Annotated in this window: 14 protein-coding genes, 4 tRNA genes and 1 riboswitch; of the genes, 6 read left to right on the forward strand and 12 right to left on the reverse strand. The window is 37.9% G+C overall.

From position 1 onward, the window contains the following. Window positions 1-9: 9 nt before the first annotated feature. The 5 genes from EA772_RS03560 to murQ all read right to left on the reverse strand — a co-directional run bounded on the left by EA772_RS03560 (window position 10) and on the right by murQ (window position 6,879). Window positions 10-399, reverse strand: coding sequence for a four helix bundle protein (locus EA772_RS03560; protein WP_124911205.1), 390 nt, complete (start codon window positions 397-399; stop codon window positions 10-12). 70 nt (window positions 400-469) lie between these two features. After that, window positions 470-4,186, reverse strand: a complete 3,717-nt coding sequence (gene metH / locus EA772_RS03565; RefSeq protein WP_124911207.1) for a methionine synthase — start codon at window positions 4,184-4,186, stop codon at window positions 470-472. 170 nt (window positions 4,187-4,356) lie between these two features. After that, a riboswitch (SAM riboswitch) is annotated at window positions 4,357-4,460 on the reverse strand. 151 nt (window positions 4,461-4,611) lie between these two features. Next, on the reverse strand, window positions 4,612-5,355 hold the full coding sequence (locus EA772_RS03570; protein WP_010599017.1) for a Bax inhibitor-1/YccA family protein: 744 nt from the start codon (window positions 5,353-5,355) through the stop codon (window positions 4,612-4,614). A gap of 40 nt (window positions 5,356-5,395) precedes the next feature. Then, window positions 5,396-5,962 carry a hypothetical protein gene (locus tag EA772_RS03575; RefSeq protein ID WP_010599016.1) on the reverse strand — a complete coding sequence of 189 codons (567 nt, stop codon included), beginning with the start codon at window positions 5,960-5,962 and terminating at the stop codon, window positions 5,396-5,398. Window positions 5,963-6,060: 98 nt separating this feature from the next. Next, a complete protein-coding gene (murQ, locus tag EA772_RS03580) occupies window positions 6,061-6,879 on the reverse strand; it encodes an N-acetylmuramic acid 6-phosphate etherase (protein ID WP_124911209.1) in 819 nt (272 codons plus the stop codon). Window positions 6,880-7,068: 189 nt separating this feature from the next. Here murQ and EA772_RS03585 point away from each other — a divergent pair, with 189 nt between their 5' ends. Beyond that, complete coding sequence (locus tag EA772_RS03585; RefSeq protein ID WP_010599014.1) at window positions 7,069-8,676, forward strand: S41 family peptidase; 1,608 nt, start codon at window positions 7,069-7,071, stop codon at window positions 8,674-8,676. A gap of 79 nt (window positions 8,677-8,755) precedes the next feature. Beyond that, window positions 8,756-9,259 carry a GNAT family N-acetyltransferase gene (locus EA772_RS03590; protein WP_116169098.1) on the forward strand — a complete coding sequence of 168 codons (504 nt, stop codon included), beginning with the start codon at window positions 8,756-8,758 and terminating at the stop codon, window positions 9,257-9,259. Between the two features lie 2 nt (window positions 9,260-9,261). Here the strand turns inward: EA772_RS03590 and EA772_RS03595 are convergent, their stop codons facing one another. The 4 genes from EA772_RS03595 to era all read right to left on the reverse strand — a co-directional run bounded on the left by EA772_RS03595 (window position 9,262) and on the right by era (window position 12,799). Further along, complete coding sequence (locus EA772_RS03595; protein WP_210405072.1) at window positions 9,262-9,840, reverse strand: N-acetyltransferase; 579 nt, start codon at window positions 9,838-9,840, stop codon at window positions 9,262-9,264. 83 nt (window positions 9,841-9,923) lie between these two features. Then, window positions 9,924-11,225 (reverse strand): ribosome biogenesis GTPase Der, encoded by a 1,302-nt coding sequence (der, locus tag EA772_RS03600; RefSeq protein ID WP_124911211.1) that lies wholly within the window; start codon window positions 11,223-11,225, stop codon window positions 9,924-9,926. Between the two features lie 155 nt (window positions 11,226-11,380). Further along, window positions 11,381-11,887, reverse strand: coding sequence for a TlpA family protein disulfide reductase (locus EA772_RS03605; protein WP_124911213.1), 507 nt, complete (start codon window positions 11,885-11,887; stop codon window positions 11,381-11,383). Between the two features lie 15 nt (window positions 11,888-11,902). Beyond that, window positions 11,903-12,799, reverse strand: coding sequence for a GTPase Era (gene era / locus EA772_RS03610; protein ID WP_116169095.1), 897 nt, complete (start codon window positions 12,797-12,799; stop codon window positions 11,903-11,905). A 115-nt stretch (window positions 12,800-12,914) separates the two neighbouring features. Between era and EA772_RS03615 the strand changes: the two genes are divergently transcribed. The 4 genes from EA772_RS03615 (at window position 12,915) to EA772_RS03630 (ending at window position 13,649) form a co-directional block, all read left to right on the forward strand. Further along, a tRNA-Met gene (locus EA772_RS03615) sits at window positions 12,915-12,990 on the forward strand. 80 nt (window positions 12,991-13,070) lie between these two features. After that, window positions 13,071-13,142, forward strand: a tRNA-Glu gene (locus tag EA772_RS03620). Window positions 13,143-13,421: 279 nt separating this feature from the next. Then, a tRNA-Met gene (locus EA772_RS03625) sits at window positions 13,422-13,497 on the forward strand. An 80-nt stretch (window positions 13,498-13,577) separates the two neighbouring features. Next, window positions 13,578-13,649: transfer RNA gene (locus tag EA772_RS03630), tRNA-Glu, on the forward strand. 61 nt (window positions 13,650-13,710) lie between these two features. Here the strand turns inward: EA772_RS03630 and EA772_RS03635 are convergent. Genes EA772_RS03635 through EA772_RS03645 form a run of 3 tightly spaced genes read right to left on the reverse strand, consistent with a single transcriptional unit; the run spans window position 13,711 to window position 16,254 of the window. Beyond that, entirely contained in the window at window positions 13,711-13,956 is a 246-nt protein-coding gene (locus tag EA772_RS03635) for a hypothetical protein (protein WP_116169094.1), read from the reverse strand. Window positions 13,957-13,965: 9 nt separating this feature from the next. Further along, window positions 13,966-14,967 carry an SPFH domain-containing protein gene (locus EA772_RS03640; protein WP_124911215.1) on the reverse strand — a complete coding sequence of 334 codons (1,002 nt, stop codon included), beginning with the start codon at window positions 14,965-14,967 and terminating at the stop codon, window positions 13,966-13,968. 3 nt (window positions 14,968-14,970) lie between these two features. Beyond that, window positions 14,971-16,254: a hypothetical protein gene (locus EA772_RS03645; RefSeq protein ID WP_124911217.1), complete on the reverse strand. Its 1,284-nt coding sequence runs from the start codon at window positions 16,252-16,254 to the stop codon at window positions 14,971-14,973. Window positions 16,255-16,336: the final 82 nt, after the last annotated feature.

Raw genomic sequence — 16,336 nt, forward strand, 5'->3', positions numbered from 1 at the left:
AGTTAAAAGTTAAAGGCCTGAATGCCTATTTAACCAGCGTTGATAATATTTTATAAATCCATTAAGCAATTTCCTTGTTGTTTCAAGTTTTTCTAATAGTACGCTCAAGTAGGTTTCAGAAATAAAATCTAAATCAAAAGCAAGGTATAATTGTGTTTCAACCTCATAAATAGATCCTCTCGGAATGTAAAAAAATTGGATGCTGTCTTTTGGATAATTTCTACCGCATCCTTCAGCAATATTTGATGGAATTGATACAACAGCTCTTCTTATTTGGCTTGTTAAACCAAATTTTTCTTCACTAGGAAATTGCGAAGATGCTAAGTATACTTCCTTTGAGAGTACTCTTGCTCCTTTCCAAACATCTAAATCAATACAATTTTTCTTATCTCTATCCATATAAGCGTTATGAATGGCCTATGCTAATTATACTCCCAAACCTATAACTTTCAACTTATAACCTACAACTTTAATAAGCCAAATTCGGGCTCAGCCATCTTTCCACTTCTTCAACAGACATACCTTTACGAACCGCATAATCTTCAATCTGATCTTTGGTAATTTTCCCTAAGCCAAAATACCTCGATTCTGGATGTGCAAAATAGAATCCGCTAACCGCAGCTGTTGGATACATGGCATAACTTTCTGTTAAATGTAAGCCGATTTGATTTTCAGCATCGAGCAGCTGAAACAAAGTTCCCTTCTCCGTATGTTCCGGACAAGCTGGATAACCGGGAGCCGGACGGATACCTGCATACTCTTCTTTGATCAACTCCTGATTGCTTAAATTTTCATCTTTAGCATATCCCCAATATTCTTTGCGGACACGTTCGTGCATCCGTTCTGCAAATGCCTCGGCCAAACGATCGGCCAATGCTTTGGCCATAATGCTATTATAATCGTCATGGTTAGCCTCAAATTCAGCCACCAATTCATCTATTCCGATACCTGCAGTTACCGCAAAGCCGCCAAAATAATCCTGAATGCCGCTCTCTTTTGGAGCAATAAAATCAGATAAGGCATAATATGGCTGTCCATCTACTTTTTCAGCCTGTTGCCGAAGGGTGTGAATAGTAACTAGTTTGGAGTCTGGAGTCGAGAGTACTGAGTCGCTACTCAAACTTCCGCCTTCCGACTTCTGAGTTCCGACTTCTAACTCAATATCATCGCCAACCGCATTCGCTGGCCAGAAGCCAATCACAGCCCTAGCAGTAAGCAGTTTTTCATCCAAAATTCGTTTCAATAAAGCCTGTGCATCATCGAACAACTTTTTAGCTTCATCGCCAACATTTTTATCATCAAATATTTTAGGATAACTGCCACGAAGCTCCCAGGTATGGAAAAATGGGGTCCAGTCAATATAAGGAACCAATTCTTCTAAAGGATAGTTATCGAATACCCTTGTTCCGGTAAATTCAGGAACCGGAAGATCTGATTTAAAATCTATTTTAAATTTATGATTACGAGCTTCTTCAATGGTTTTGAAACGTTTGTCAGAACGTTTATTTAAATGCGCTTCACGGGCTTTATCATATTCAGCTCTAATTCCTGCAACGTAATCATCTTTGGTTTCCGGATTCATTAAAGTACTGCAAACGGTAACACTTCGAGAGGCATCTAAAACATGAATCGCAGGCCCTGAATAATTTGGTGCGACCTTAACCGCGGCGTGAATACGAGAGGTTGTTGCACCACCAATAATCAGTGGAATGGTAAAACCTTCACGCTCCATCTCTTTGGCAAAATGAACCATTTCATCCAATGAAGGTGTAATTAAGCCACTTAAACCGATGATATCTGCATTGATTTCTTTGGCTTTTTTGATGATTTCCTGTGCAGGAACCATCACGCCCATATCTACAATTTCGAAGTTGTTACAAGCCAACACCACTCCAACAATGTTTTTTCCAATATCATGCACATCGCCTTTTACGGTAGCCATCAGCACTCTTCCTGCAGAAGAATTTTGATCCTGGTCAGGGTTATCCAACTTTTCTTGTTCAATGAAAGGAAGTAGATAAGCCACGGCCTTTTTCATCACCCTTGCTGATTTTACTACCTGAGGCAGGAACATTTTTCCTGCACCAAACAAATCGCCCACGATATTCATTCCATCCATCAACGGACCTTCAATCACCTGAATCGGGCGGGCATATTTTTGTCGTGCTTCTTCAACATCATCATCAAGGTATTCAACAATACCTTTTACCAGCGAGTGCGATAGTCTGTCCTCAACAGATCCCTTTCTCCACTCTTCATCTTTAACAACCTCTTTTCCTTTTGATTTAACCGTATCTGCATATTCTACCAATCGCTCTGTCGCGTCATCCCTTCGGTTCAGCAACACATCTTCTACCCTTTCTAAAAGCTCAGGTGGAATTTCCTGGTAAACTTCGAGCATTCCGGCGTTTACAATTCCCATATCTAAACCAGCCTGGATGGCATGATAAAGAAATGCGGAGTGCATTGCTTCCCGAACAACGTTGTTTCCTCTAAAGGAGAATGAAATATTGGAAACACCGCCACTTACTTTTGCGTATGGCAGATTCTCTTTAATCCACCTTGTGGCATTGATAAAATCTACAGCATAGTTATTATGTTCTTCTAAACCTGTTGCAACTGTTAAGATATTTGGATCGAAAATGATATCCTCAGGAGGAAAACCGATTTCATGTACCAGAATATCGTAACTTCTTTTGCAAATTTCTTTTCTACGCTCGTAATTATCGGCCTGGCCTTGTTCATCAAAAGCCATAACCACAACTGCAGCGCCATATTGCATAATTTTACGGGCGCTTTCGCGGAATTTTTCTTCTCCTTCTTTAAGCGAAATTGAATTTACAATTCCCTTGCCCTGTAAACATTTTAAACCATTTTCAATAACCGACCATTTCGATGAATCGACCATGATCGGCAACTTGGCAATATCCGGTTCGGAAGCAATAAGGTTTAAGAATTTGGTCATGGCAGCTTCTGAATCAAGCATACCTTCATCCATATTCACATCGATAACCTGTGCCCCACCTTCTACCTGTTGCAAAGCAACGGCCAAAGCGGCTTCGTAATCGCCGCCCAATATTAATTTAGAAAACTTTGGAGAACCTGTAATATTCGTTCTTTCTCCAACATTTACAAATATGCTATCTGGTTTTATCGTAACTGGCTCTAAACCACTTAAACGCATAAAAGGTTCGATAACAGGCAATTTTCTGGGAGATGCTTTTTTAGCGTTTTTAGCAATACAACCAATGTGATCTGGCGTAGTTCCACAACAACCGCCAACAATATTTACAAATCCGGATTGAATAAAATCATCTACCAAATGTGCTGTTTCATGCGGTTGCTCATCATAAGCACCAAACTCATTTGGCAAACCCGCATTTGGATAGGCTGAAACGTAACAACCAGCTTTATTCGCCAGTTCTTCAATGTGCGGACGCATTTCTTTTGCTCCCAAAGCGCAGTTAAAACCAATGCTTAAAGGCTTGGCATGCATCACGGAGTTTAAAAAAGCTTCAGCAGTTTGTCCGGACAAAGTTCTTCCAGAAGCATCGGTAATGGTTCCTGAAATCATGATTTCCAGTTTACGCCCAATAACTTCTTCGTATTTTTTTATCGCTACAATGGCCACCTTAGCATTTAGCGTATCAAAAATAGTTTCAATTAAAAGAACATCCGAACCACCATCTACCAAGCCGCGAACTTGCTCATAATAGGCAGATTCCAGTTCATCAAAATAAACCGCCCTAAAACCTGGGTCGTTTACATTTGGAGACATGGAGAGCGTACGGTTGGTTGGGCCAATTGCACCTGCTACGAAACATTTACGATCAGGATTAGCGGCCATAAATTCATTAGCAGCCTCTTTGGCCACACGGGCACCTTCATAACTCATTTCATACGAAAGATCTTCCATCTGGTAGTCAGCCATCGAGATTCTTTGTGTACTGAAAGTGTTGGTTTCTATAATATCGGCACCTGCCGTTAAATATTCAAGATGTATGGCTTTAATAATATCAGGCCGTGTAATGTTAAGCAAGTCATTATTGCCTTTTACATCACAAGGATGATTTTTAAATCTTTCCCCTCTAAAATCTTCTTCGGTTAAAGTATAACGCTGAATCATGGTACCCATCGCACCATCGATTACTAAAATACGTTTTTCTAATTCTTCTCTTATACCCATTTGTTGTTTCTAGTAGCAAGTAGTTAGTATCGAGTATAAAGATTCTTAACATCGACCCAACTGCAGGTAATGGGCAAAAAACATCAGACTACCATGTCATGATATTTGATACTTAATACCTGATACTTAAAAAGGCTTATCTTAAAAGTTGGCGTGTAAATTACCACTAAAACTTATCTGCTCTCGCCACTGCTGAGATTAGAATGTAGCACCTTGTTGGCACAGGTTGCTAAGACTTCGTTGGGTCTAATCCCTCCGTCTTTCTTAATAAGCATACAAAAATGCAACAAAGCAACATCAATTCCAAAAATTATCAGCCCGTAGCCAAATAAAATTACAAAGGCCATGCAAAACTGCACGGCCTTAAGAATATTGTTTTGTATTGAATTAAAAATTGTAATCTGATGGATCAGATTTTTACCAGATTATTTTCTGCTTCCGAAGATACGTAGTAGGAAAAGGAAGATATTGATAAAATCTAAATAAAGATTTAAAGCAGCCATGATAGCCAACTTTTTGGTATCAGCTGATGGAATTGCTTCGCCACTTTCTTCTAAACCTTGACCAATTCTTTTGATTTTTTGAACATCATAAGCGGTTAAAGCAGTGAAAACGGCAATACCAATGAAAGCCATTACCAAACTAAATTGTTCACTTTTGATAAACATGTTAGCAATACTTGCAATGAATAATCCGGCAACACCTACCATTAAAATCGGCCCGAATTTACTTAAGTCAATGTTAGTGGTATAACCCATTACGGCCATAATACCAAAAATACCAGCTGCTGCTGCAAAACAGGTTATAATTGACGTACCAGTATAAATTAGTAAGATAAAACTTAAGCTTACGCCAAGCAGAACTGAAAAAAGTGCAAAAACACCCAGCAATGCAGCATAAGACAATCTTGAAAAACCAGCGCCCATAACCAATACTAAACCAAGTGGAGCAAACATGGCTACATAACCTAAACCTGTTCTTTGACCAGTTTCGAAGTTGATTAATGCCCTAAGTGCCGATTCAGTATTTGAAATATAAAAGGCCGATAAGGTAGATAATGTTAAAGCCACAAACATCCACAAAAAGACGTTCGCAAAAAATTTCTTCGACACAGAACTTTCCTGTACGAAAACACTATTGGTTTGATAATTATAATTTTGTTGTTCCATTTTTTAATTTGTGTATTTAAATGATTTTAAAAATAACAATTTAGTTCAATCTTTTTGTCAGCAGTTCTTCAACTTTCTTAAAGAACTGTAAGGGTTTTAAGGTTCGCCAGGGTAAATTATCAAATGCGCCACCAAAATTGATATAGTAATCAATATTATTATCCCTGAACTCAGCAATTACATGTTCCTGAAAGTTAACGCCCACGATCCAGCCATCTTCAACTTCCTGAAACCATTCCTCATAGTAGCTATCATCAGAAGCATGAAAATTCAATACATTTTCTCCAATCAGAATAAATTTATTAATGCCCTCGTCCATCATCAGCTCCAGAATATCACGTTTCAACAACATGATATCATTATTGATCGCATCGTTCCACTCCCCTATGAACTCAATTATTGCATAACTTCGATCGTAATCTGCATATAACACTTTCATGTAAAGCGTATTCGATCCAAATTCATCCCATTGGGGATGTAGCAAAAAATTGTAGATCTGCTTATCGAAATAAATTTCTGAATATTCGGTATTATAAAAAGGTGAGCGCTCATCTTCTGCCGAAACATAATCATCTCTCCACTGGTAATAAGGCTCGATTTCGTGCATTTTAAGTTTAAAGTTGCAGGTTAAAAGTTAAATGTGTATTTATCCAAACTTTAGTATTGCGAAGGTTTTTATCTGCACCCAGACTTAAACGTATTACCTTAGCTTTTAACGCCATGCTGTCCAGCCTCAACAGCTTTACGAACACTTCCGTGTAGAGTAAGCAAATCAGCTGCTTCGTCATAACCAATGTTTAATTCGTCGGCTACCATTTGTGTTCCACGATCAACCAGTTTATTATTAGTTAACTGCATATCAACCATTTTGTTTCCAACAACACGCCCTAATTGCACCATTACCGTGGTGCTCAGCATGTTTAAAACTAATTTCTGGGCCGTTCCCGATTTCATACGTGTAGAACCGGTAATAAACTCAGGGCCTACTACCACCTCAACCGGAAAATCAGATTCCGCAGCAATTGGACCACCAGTATTACAAACAATGCAACCAGTTAAAACACCATGTTTACGGGCGGTATTTAAACCTCCAATTACATATGGTGTGGTTCCTGAAGCGGCTAAACCAACCAAACAATCTTTTTCATTAATGTTAAATTCTTCGAGGTCTTTCCATGCTTGAATAGCATCATCTTCTGCAAATTCCACAGCTTTTCTAATCGCTGTATCTCCACCTGCGATAATACCTACTACCCAATCAAAGGGCACGCCATACGTCGGTGGACATTCAGATGCATCAACCACGCCTAAGCGGCCACTGGTACCTGCGCCAATGTAAAACAAACGACCTCCCTTTTTCATTCTTTCGGCAACGGCCGAAGTTAGTTTTTCTATTTGAGGCAAAGATTTTTCAACTGCGTAAGCAACAGTTTTATCTTCATTATTAATGCCCTGCAAAACCTCCAATACCGACATTTGATCGATATTATTATAGTTAGATTCCTGCTCGGTAACTCTGTTCATAAATTTAATTTTGATAAAATTCGGTAAATTCTTTTTAAAAAGTATCCTAAAAACTTAAAAATATGTCTGCTAAAATTCTAGTTGCCTATTTACACCGTTAATTTATGTTAAATATTAGAAACAAAAGACAGGAAAATGCAGTTAAAAAATATAGTAAACCGCTAAATTTCATAAATTTGCATAACGCTAATGAAAAAGAATACCCGAAATAACATACTTATTGCAATAAGCTATTCTGTGATTTTAATAGTGGGTATGATTTTGGGTATTAAGTTCATCAAAGATCAGGGCTTTGGCGTAAAACGAAGTTCACAATTAGCGGTTAACAGCGATGGAAAACTGGAGGAAATTCTCCATATCATCAACAAAAATTATGTTGATGACATTAACACAGATTCATTTCAAAACCTTCCAATAGATAGTGTTCTTCATCAGTTGGATCCCCATAGTGTTTATTTACCTCCAACAGATGCTCAGGACATGAGCGATAACCTCGAAGGAAACTTTGAAGGTGTCGGGATTGAATACTACATGCTCAACGACACCATGATGGTGACCGGGGTTGTTAAAGATGGTCCGGCTTACCAGGCAGGAATAAAATTGGGCGACAAAATACTAACGATTGATACTGCGACAGTAAGCGGAAGAAATTTACCCAAAGAACAACTCACTGGTCGATTTAGGGGTAAAGCTGGTAGTGGCGTTAGTGTTACACTATTGCACAGTGGCACGCAGGTGCAAAGCCGCTTGATGGTGACCAGAGGCAAAGTAAACATCAGCAGCATAGATGCGGCGTATATGATTAATGCTGAAACGGGATATGTGAGGATTAGTAAATTCGGTGCCAATACTGATAATGATTTCGCTAGTGCTGCTAATAACCTCAAAGCAAAGGGAATGAAAAAGCTGATTCTCGACTTGCGTGATAATGGCGGTGGATATTTTTCTGCAGCCACGGGCCTGGCCGATCAGTTTTTACCTGAAAACAAACTGATTGTATACACGCAAGGTAAACACGAACCCCGAACAGATTATTTCTCTACAGGCTCAGGTTCATTTCAAAACGGTAAGCTTGCTATTTTGATCAACGAAAATACGGCTTCTGCAAGTGAGATTGTTGCCGGGGCAATTCAGGATTTAGGCCGCGGAATTATCATTGGTCGCCGTTCTTTTGGTAAAGGACTGGTACAGGAACAATTTTCTTTTGGAGACGGCTCTGCATTGAACTTAACGATTGCTCGATATTACACCCCATCAGGACGAAGCATCCAAAAATCTTACAAAAAGGGTTATGATGCCTATAAACACGAGCTCGATGAGCGAATGATGGATGGTGAATTAACTGGCGACCGTACATCTTTTCAGGATTCAATTGAAAAAGCTGAAGGTGTAGCCATTCAAAACAATAGAAAGCAAAAGCCAAGCGGGGGAATCCAACCAGATGTTTTCGTTAAGCTCGATACCGCTGGATATAACAGGTTCTATGCGACATTGGTTAGCAAAAAAATTCTTTCAGACTATGTTTTTAACGTATTAACCAATAAGTATAATGCCGGCTTTGTAGAGCAAAACATCAATTCTTTTACTCTTGGCGATAACGACTTTAAAGATTTTATCGGCTATCTGCAACGTAAAAATGTTCAGATTGATCGTTTTCAGTTATACAATTCCAGATCAGTCATTCTTAACGACTTAAAAGCGTTGCTCTGCCGGTATTATCTTGGCGATGTGGGCTATTACCGTTCGGCAAATCAAAATGATAATGCGGTGAAGCAAGCTTTGGTGAATTTGCAATAGCCTTACCAAATGCATTTCTGAGAAATTTTATCTCGTAATTTAGCTATATCAAACAAATTGCTTACCACTAGTGCCTCATATGTTAGAAACCGATCGCCTTATTTTAAAGCCTCTTACACACAATCAACTGCTAAAATATATTAAGGATGATCATTCACTTGAAAAGGAATTAAATCTTTTACCTACAAAGAAAAATATTTCCACATCATTACATGATGCATTAGCGCAGACGATTTTACCAAATGTTTCTGATCGGGATAAGGATTATTTATACCATACCCTTTGGGCAATAATTTCTAAGCCAGACAACAGGATGGTAGGAGATATTTGTTTCGTAGGCGAACCTGATGCAGAAGGAGAAATTGAGATAGGCTATGGAACTTACGAAGAGTTTAGGGGTAAAGGCTTTATGACTGAAGCCGTAGGCAGAATTGTTGAATGGGCCAAATTGCAACCTAAAGTAAAATCAATTTTTGCGACTACAGAGAAGCAAAATGTAGCTTCATATTCCATATTAGAGAAAAACCATTTCCTTCATATTGGAGAAGTAGATGACATGCTCAGCTGGAAAATCACTTTCTAAACCTACACAATAATTTCAAACAGACTTAAACTGATGCCTTCATAATGTTTCGGCAAACCTTCTGATTTTTGGAGGCTAACCACTCCAACGTAAGTGAAACCACAACCGGTGTAATATTTCAAAAGCTTTTCATTATCTGCCCAAGTATCCATCCGGATATATTTTATTTGATGTTCAGCCGCATACTTCTTTGCCCATTTGATAATTTCTTTGACGAAAGAGTAACCTCTGAAATCAGGATGCGTTACAATCCGGTGGATGTAAATGGAATCAAAATCGCGATCGCCCCAAATAAGTTGATCGGCAAAGGTAACGGCAAAAACACATGCACTTTTTCCATCCACTAAAATTTTATATTGCCGGTCTTCCTCAATTTCGGTTTGCACCAAATGTCTGCTAAAGCCTTGCCAATGTTTGTTAAATACCTTTTTTTGATACGCAATAGCAATGTCGTAAAAATCAAAAATGGCATCTATATCACTTGGCTGGCTGTTTTTTACTTCAATTTGCATAAAGCGAAGATATGGAATTAGATATTGAGTTAACCAAATCTCTTGACCTGGAAATATCCAGATTTTCATCGGGATTTGAAACGAAAACAGGGCTGTACTTCTGATGAAATACAAGCCCTGTTTTATAAATATTATTATTGAAATGCAGAATGCTATTTCTGCCTGAAGAAAATTTGAATTGGCGAGCCTGAAAAATCAAAATTCTCTCTTAGCTTATTTTCAATGAAACGTTTATACGGATCTTTAATATACTGTGGTAAATTACAGAAAAATGCAAACATTGGCGAAGTGCCGTTAATTTGCGTAATGTATTTGATTTTAATGTGTTTTCCTTTTAATGCTGGTGGTGGAAATTTCTCAATCAATGGCAACATCACGTCATTTAATTTTGATGTAGGAATTTTCTTTCCACGATTTTTATAAACTTCTAAGGCAGCCTCAATTGCTTTGAAAATACGTTGTTTATTCAATACCGAGGTAAATATGATGGGCACATCGGTAAACGGGCGAATGCGTTCGTGAATTTGCTCCTCGAAAGCTTTCATGGTTTGAGTATTTTTTTCAATCAAATCCCATTTGTTAATTAAAATAACAATACCCTTTTTATTTTTCTCCGCAAGATGGAAAATATTGATATCCTGACTTTCGATACCTTCAACAGCATCAATCATTAATACAACAACATCTGCTTCTTCTAAAGCTTTGATGGTACGCATTACGGAATAAAATTCAAGGTTTTCTTTAACCTTTGTTTTTTTACGCAATCCAGCGGTATCAATCAGCATAAATTCATGTCCAAACTGGTTGTAGTGAATTTTAATCGAATCGCGGGTGGTACCGGCATTTGCCGTTACAATGTTACGTTCTTTACCAATTAAAGCATTTACCAAGGATGATTTACCTACATTTGGGCGACCAGCGATGGTAATTTTTGGCAATTGATTTTCCTCTTCCGGAATATCTTCAAAGTTTTTAACGATCTCATCCAATAACTCGCCTGTACCCGACCCAGTCATGGATGATAAAGGATAAACCTCACCTAAACCAAAACCATAGAAAGTATGAATTTCATTGTACAATGCGGTATTATCTACTTTATTAGCACAAACAAAAACGGGTTTGTTACTTCTGCGTAGTACCTGGGCAATATCATCGTCCAGATCAGTAATGCCGGTAGTTACATCAACCATAAAAACCAAAACACTGGCTTCTTCAATGGCAATCATTACCTGTTCACGGATGGCAGCTTCATAAACATCTTCGGAGTTAGCCACGTAACCTCCAGTATCAATTACAGTAAATTGTCTGTCGGTCCACTCACCTACGCCATAATGCCTGTCGCGGGTAACGCCGCTCATATCATCTACAATAGCCTTACGACTTTCGGTTAATCTATTAAAAAGGGTGCTCTTGCCTACGTTTGGCCTGCCTACGATGGCGATAATATTACTCATTTCGTGTATTATTGATAGTTAATGGCTTATAGTTAACGGTCTGGATGTTCAGCAAGCTGCTTAAACTATTTGGCTATCAGCCATTGACTATCAACTACTAACCGATTTATTTCGGGCTGCAAAGGTATGGTTAATTTTTGGAACCTGTATTAATATTAATTTTTATACTTACTTAGAAGTCCTTTGATCACATCTTCTGTAAGCTGATTATTTTGAAGCAACGGGAAACCTTCCCACCTCACTATTCCTTTCGGATCGATTAGAATAGCATGCGGAATACCGGTTATACCAAGTGCATTTTTCACCTGTGCCTTAGTATCAATTGCCTCAAAGTATTCAATTTTTGGATTAGCAAAAGCTTTTACCTTATCTGATGTTTCATCAGATATCCCAACAACCACCAGTTGATCGGCATATTTTTTCTGAATTTCATTTAGTGTTGGAATGTATGCCCTGCATGGTCCACACCAGGTTGCCCAGAAATCGACCAAAACAAATTTACCTTTCGTATTCGGTTGTTCGGAAATCCACTGTTCGACAATAAGCTTTGGCGCCTGTTCATTTAAAACTGACTTTGCCCAAAGCTTTTTACCGTTGTTTGATTCCTGTGCTAAAGCAGTAAAGCCGGAAAACAATAAGAGCGTTATTAAAATTTTTTTCATACCTAAATTTCGAAATTAATTATCGTATCCGAAGCTCTTCAGGTAATTCTTTTTACTTCTCCAATCTGGAATTACTTTTACAAACAGTTCTAGAAATACTTTTGTATCTAAAAACTTCTCAACCTCTAAACGTGCTTCTGTACCTACTTTCTTGAGCATACTTCCACCTGTTCCAATCAAAATGTTTTTTTGAGAATCACGCTCCACCACAATTTCTGCCATAATGCGAACCATGGCACCTTTACCATTTTTAAGCGCTTCTTCTTTAAAACTTTTAACAATCACCTCCGTACTGTAAGGAATCTCTTTCTGGTAATTCAGAAAAATTTTCTCACGGATAATTTCAGAAACGAAGAAACGTTCCGAGCGATCAGTTAAATCTTCTTTATCGTAATATGGTGGATGCTCTGGTAATAAATCTAAAACATGTGCCATTATTCCATCAACATTATGTTTATGCAAAGCAGAAATAGCATAAATAGAAACCGGATTAAGCTTTTCCTGCCAATAGGCAATCTTCTCATCAACCTGTTCTTGTAAAGCTTTATCAATTTTGTTGATGAGTACAATTGTTGGAATGTCTCTATCTAAAATCTTATCCAGCACATCATCTTCATCATGCGTTTCATTGATATCGGTAACGAACAAAAGTACATCGGCATCAGTTAAAGATCCGTTTACAAAGCTCATCATACTCTCTTGCAAAGAATATTTAGGTTTGATTATGCCTGGTGTATCAGAAAAAACAATCTGATATTCTTCTTCATTTACAATTCCTAAAATGCGATGCCTTGTAGTTTGCGCCTTTGGTGTGATAATGCTAAGTCGCTCGCCTACAAGCACATTCATTAGGGTGGATTTACCTACGTTTGGTTTACCTATTATACTAACAAAACCTGCTTTATGCGCCATTGAAATATTTTTTAAAAAAAATTTGCAGCACAAAGAAACGAATTATATCTTTGCATTCCAATTCGGAAACAGAGTTAAGGATTTAATTCAATTGTAATAAACGAGTTGTATAGAGTGCGGGGTGGAGCAGTTGGTAGCTCGTCGGGCTCATAACCCGAAGGTCGCACGTTCGAGTCGTGTCCCCGCTACCAAGTAGATTGACGATGGTAGATTTACGAATTTAGATTTGAAACAATCGTAATTCTAAAATCTAAACTCTAAAATTGAAAATGGCCCGTTCGTCTAGGGGTGAGGACGCCAGATTTTCATTCTGGAAACAGGGGTTCGATTCCCCTACGGGCTACAGGAATAACAAAAAGTTGATTTAAGGCGATACCGCTGACGATCAACTTTTTTTCGTTTACGGGTATTGTTTGGTATCGTACCAATCTAGAGTTTTGTTTCCCCTATATCTTCCCCCTTTTTGCAAGACCAATAAAAAATCAGCCTTAGCAAAAATAATTTACTTAAAATCAAGCAGATACTTTAAATATTTCGAAAATATTGGCGAAGTCTTTTGAAAACTAAAAATAATATATACCTTTGCACTCCTTCAAACGAAGAATCTTTTGAAGATATAGAGTGCGGGGTGGAGCAGTTGGTAGCTCGTCGGGCTCATAACCCGAAGGTCGCACGTTCGAGTCGTGTCCCCGCTACCAAGTAGATTGACGATGGTAGATTTACGAATTTAGATTTGAAACAATCGTAATTCTAAAATCTAAACTCTAAAATTGAAAATGGCCCGTTCGTCTAGGGGTGAGGACGCCAGATTTTCATTCTGGAAACAGGGGTTCGATTCCCCTACGGGCTACGAAAAAGCGATTTGAAAATTCAAATCGCTTTTTTTATTTACAGCAATCCACCTTAAATATTTATTGATCAATTCTGGGATGCGCCCGATTCCCTACAGATCTGTCATATCCTTTTGAAGGATCTTTAAAATAAAATCCATAACAAATAATAAGAATCACGATTGCAACCCCTAAAATAATTAAGGTGGCACTGCTCTTCAATATGGTTTGCAGGCTAACGATTTCTATTCCCCAAATCCGTAATCCCAGTATGCCTAAAAAGGCAATCACCAACAGAACGATAATAATTCCAATAATTTTTTTCATAACCAATCTTTAAAATCTACTTAACCAATCTTTCTTTTTTTGATCAAACTCATCTTGCGTAATGATGCCTTCATCCAGCAAAAGTTTAAGTTGCTGTAACTTCAATACGGGATCTGTGGAGGAGGAATCGATCTGATCATTTCTAATGGTATCAAAGGTTTTTCCAATCTCCATCCCTACGCCAAACTGCAAACCTGCACCAGCCAAACCTCCTTCGTTTCGGGCGGCATCTCTTAGCGCCCGTAATTTTTCAAGTTCCACATAAGTTAATCCACCTTCTCCCGCGGCTAAATTATCAGCAGTAATATTGGCAATTCTATCAATTCGCTCTTTGGTACCTTCATCAAACATAGTTCCGTTAAGCTTAAAATCAGTTAACATAAAACCGAGTTTGGCTACCTCACCATTTATTTGGTCTTTGATCATTTGAGATAGCTGAGGTAATTGCGCATCAATATTTTGATAAGAAACACCACTTTGGGCAAGTGTAGCTGCTATCCCCTGCGGAAATCTGCTTTGCAACATTTGTCTTGCATCTGCTACCAAATACTTGTCGGCAGAACCGATTACGTTGGTCAATAAATGCTTTGCATCAGTAATTGCAAATGAAAATGAACCATTTGCACCAAGTTCTACCGGAATTTTATAAACAGGATCTACATATTTTATTGCTTGAGCCGTGCCCCAACCCTGATTTACGTTTTCAGAAGTACGATAAAAGTAAACTTTAAGCTTATGTTCACTTTCGAAAGCAGTACGCAATTTTAATAAGGTGGTTATAAATGGATGGTTGTCTGTTTCAAGGTCAAAAATTCCTTCAGTGGTAATTTCGTCGGTTAATTTTCCTTCATATACCAGAAGAGCACCTTGACCGGGACCAATAATTAACTTACTCGCATTTTTAAGCTCATCATTTGCAGACGGAAATTTATAAACCAAAATCTCCGGATTTTGATTATCCCATTCGATAACTTGAGATAATTGATTTTTAAAAAATTTTATAATTCCCATAACTTACTTGATTTTAAATTCTTTAATGAGTTTTCCATCCAATCCAATGGCAAGGAAAAAATTATATGAACCCACCACAAATCCATCTTTGTATTTGATACATTCACTAAAATTTTGATTCGTGGGAAAAGGATAAGTGAATATCAGTTTTCCATCTCTGGCATCAATACACTGAATGTTAGTCGGCGCCGATTCTGCTGCAGTTTTATTGGAGGTAATGATGACATAGTTATCATCACTGTACAATACTTTAGGGTTAAAATATAATCTTCCAGGCGTTAAATCGACATAACTGCGCATGATATTGGTTCCAAAAGTTATATTTTTTTCATGAGTTGAAGCAGATTCCTGCCATTCCAGTATCACGTTATCATCTGGCCCACCTTTGGTATCACGCTTGGTGTATTTAAAAAGCTGGATTTTTTCTTCCGGATAGTCATCTGATTTATGGGAGAACTCAAATCTAGTTTGCAACACTTCGTTAGGCACCGCAACTTCTAATTTGCGTTTTTCCACATAAACCTCATCCATGGTATATATTTTATTTACCAATGGATAAAAGAAAACGTTTGTGCCTTCATTGCTCATTACATTAAAAGCTTCGCCATAACTATCATAAGCAAACGCTGCATTTGCAATTCCACTAGCCAATTTTGCATGATCCTTAAATAAAGACTGCGTAACATCACTTGCCAATAAATTTTCTTTATCAATTTTATAAACCCTTTCTTTATTCGCTATACCGTAAAAATTGTTATCGCTGAATTGCTTTAATTCAAAATTGTTCCCATTCGATAGGCTAAAAGTTCCGGTTTTTTGTGTCTTGAGCTCTTTATCTGTTAACAGATCATAAAAACTTATATATTCACCTGTTTCATTTTCGTGATCATCCCCAGAATACCTTCTTACGCCCAGAACTACTACGATTGGCCGACCATCCTTATTGGCATAAGCGCTGACATCAGTAGAATACCAACTATATTCCGCTCTCACATTTTCTTTCGCCGGGTAGCTTTTTCTACTGCTAAATAATGAAGGTATAATGAACGTAAAAAGAATGAATACCGCTACCACACCACCGACTACCAAACCGATTCTTTTTGCTGTAGATGGATCAGAAAACGGTGTGGAAGAGTTGAAATTTATATTATGGTTGATATTGATGTCATCATTATCCAGATAATATTCTGTATTGCAGCTAGTGCATTTAAAATGATCGGCTTTGACTTCCGTTTTACCAATACTTCCGCAATGCGGACACTTAATTGCTTTAATTTGTTTAGCCATGTAAATGAGTGCTATTGATTCTGTACAATATCAGGAGGCAAGTTTAACGCCAATTACAAAGTATTTAACCCGAAATGTAAAT

Origin of the sequence: Pedobacter sp. G11 (genome assembly GCF_003860265.1) — a bacterium.
Classification (GTDB): Bacteria; Bacteroidota; Bacteroidia; order Sphingobacteriales; family Sphingobacteriaceae; genus Pedobacter; species Pedobacter agri.

What these genes read in the sequence shown, in the direction of transcription:
- der (WP_124911211.1), bottom strand. Translation starts at nt 11,225, where the DNA reads ATGAGTAATATTATCGCCATCGTAGGCAGGCCAAACGTAGGCAAGAGC.
- era (WP_116169095.1), bottom strand. Translation starts at nt 12,799, where the DNA reads ATGGCGCATAAAGCAGGTTTTGTTAGTATAATAGGTAAACCAAACGTA.
- EA772_RS03570 (WP_010599017.1), bottom strand. Translation starts at nt 5,355, where the DNA reads ATGGAACAACAAAATTATAATTATCAAACCAATAGTGTTTTCGTACAG.
- EA772_RS03595 (WP_210405072.1), bottom strand. Translation starts at nt 9,840, where the DNA reads ATGAAAATCTGGATATTTCCAGGTCAAGAGATTTGGTTAACTCAATAT.
- EA772_RS03575 (WP_010599016.1), bottom strand. Translation starts at nt 5,962, where the DNA reads ATGCACGAAATCGAGCCTTATTACCAGTGGAGAGATGATTATGTTTCG.
- murQ (WP_124911209.1), bottom strand. Translation starts at nt 6,879, where the DNA reads ATGAACAGAGTTACCGAGCAGGAATCTAACTATAATAATATCGATCAA.
- EA772_RS03645 (WP_124911217.1), bottom strand. Translation starts at nt 16,254, where the DNA reads ATGGCTAAACAAATTAAAGCAATTAAGTGTCCGCATTGCGGAAGTATT.
- EA772_RS03605 (WP_124911213.1), bottom strand. Translation starts at nt 11,887, where the DNA reads ATGAAAAAAATTTTAATAACGCTCTTATTGTTTTCCGGCTTTACTGCT.
- EA772_RS03560 (WP_124911205.1), bottom strand. Translation starts at nt 399, where the DNA reads ATGGATAGAGATAAGAAAAATTGTATTGATTTAGATGTTTGGAAAGGA.
- EA772_RS03640 (WP_124911215.1), bottom strand. Translation starts at nt 14,967, where the DNA reads ATGGGAATTATAAAATTTTTTAAAAATCAATTATCTCAAGTTATCGAA.
- metH (WP_124911207.1), bottom strand. Translation starts at nt 4,186, where the DNA reads ATGGGTATAAGAGAAGAATTAGAAAAACGTATTTTAGTAATCGATGGT.
- EA772_RS03635 (WP_116169094.1), bottom strand. Translation starts at nt 13,956, where the DNA reads ATGAAAAAAATTATTGGAATTATTATCGTTCTGTTGGTGATTGCCTTT.
- EA772_RS03590 (WP_116169098.1), top strand. Translation starts at nt 8,756, where the DNA reads ATGTTAGAAACCGATCGCCTTATTTTAAAGCCTCTTACACACAATCAA.
- EA772_RS03585 (WP_010599014.1), top strand. Translation starts at nt 7,069, where the DNA reads ATGAAAAAGAATACCCGAAATAACATACTTATTGCAATAAGCTATTCT.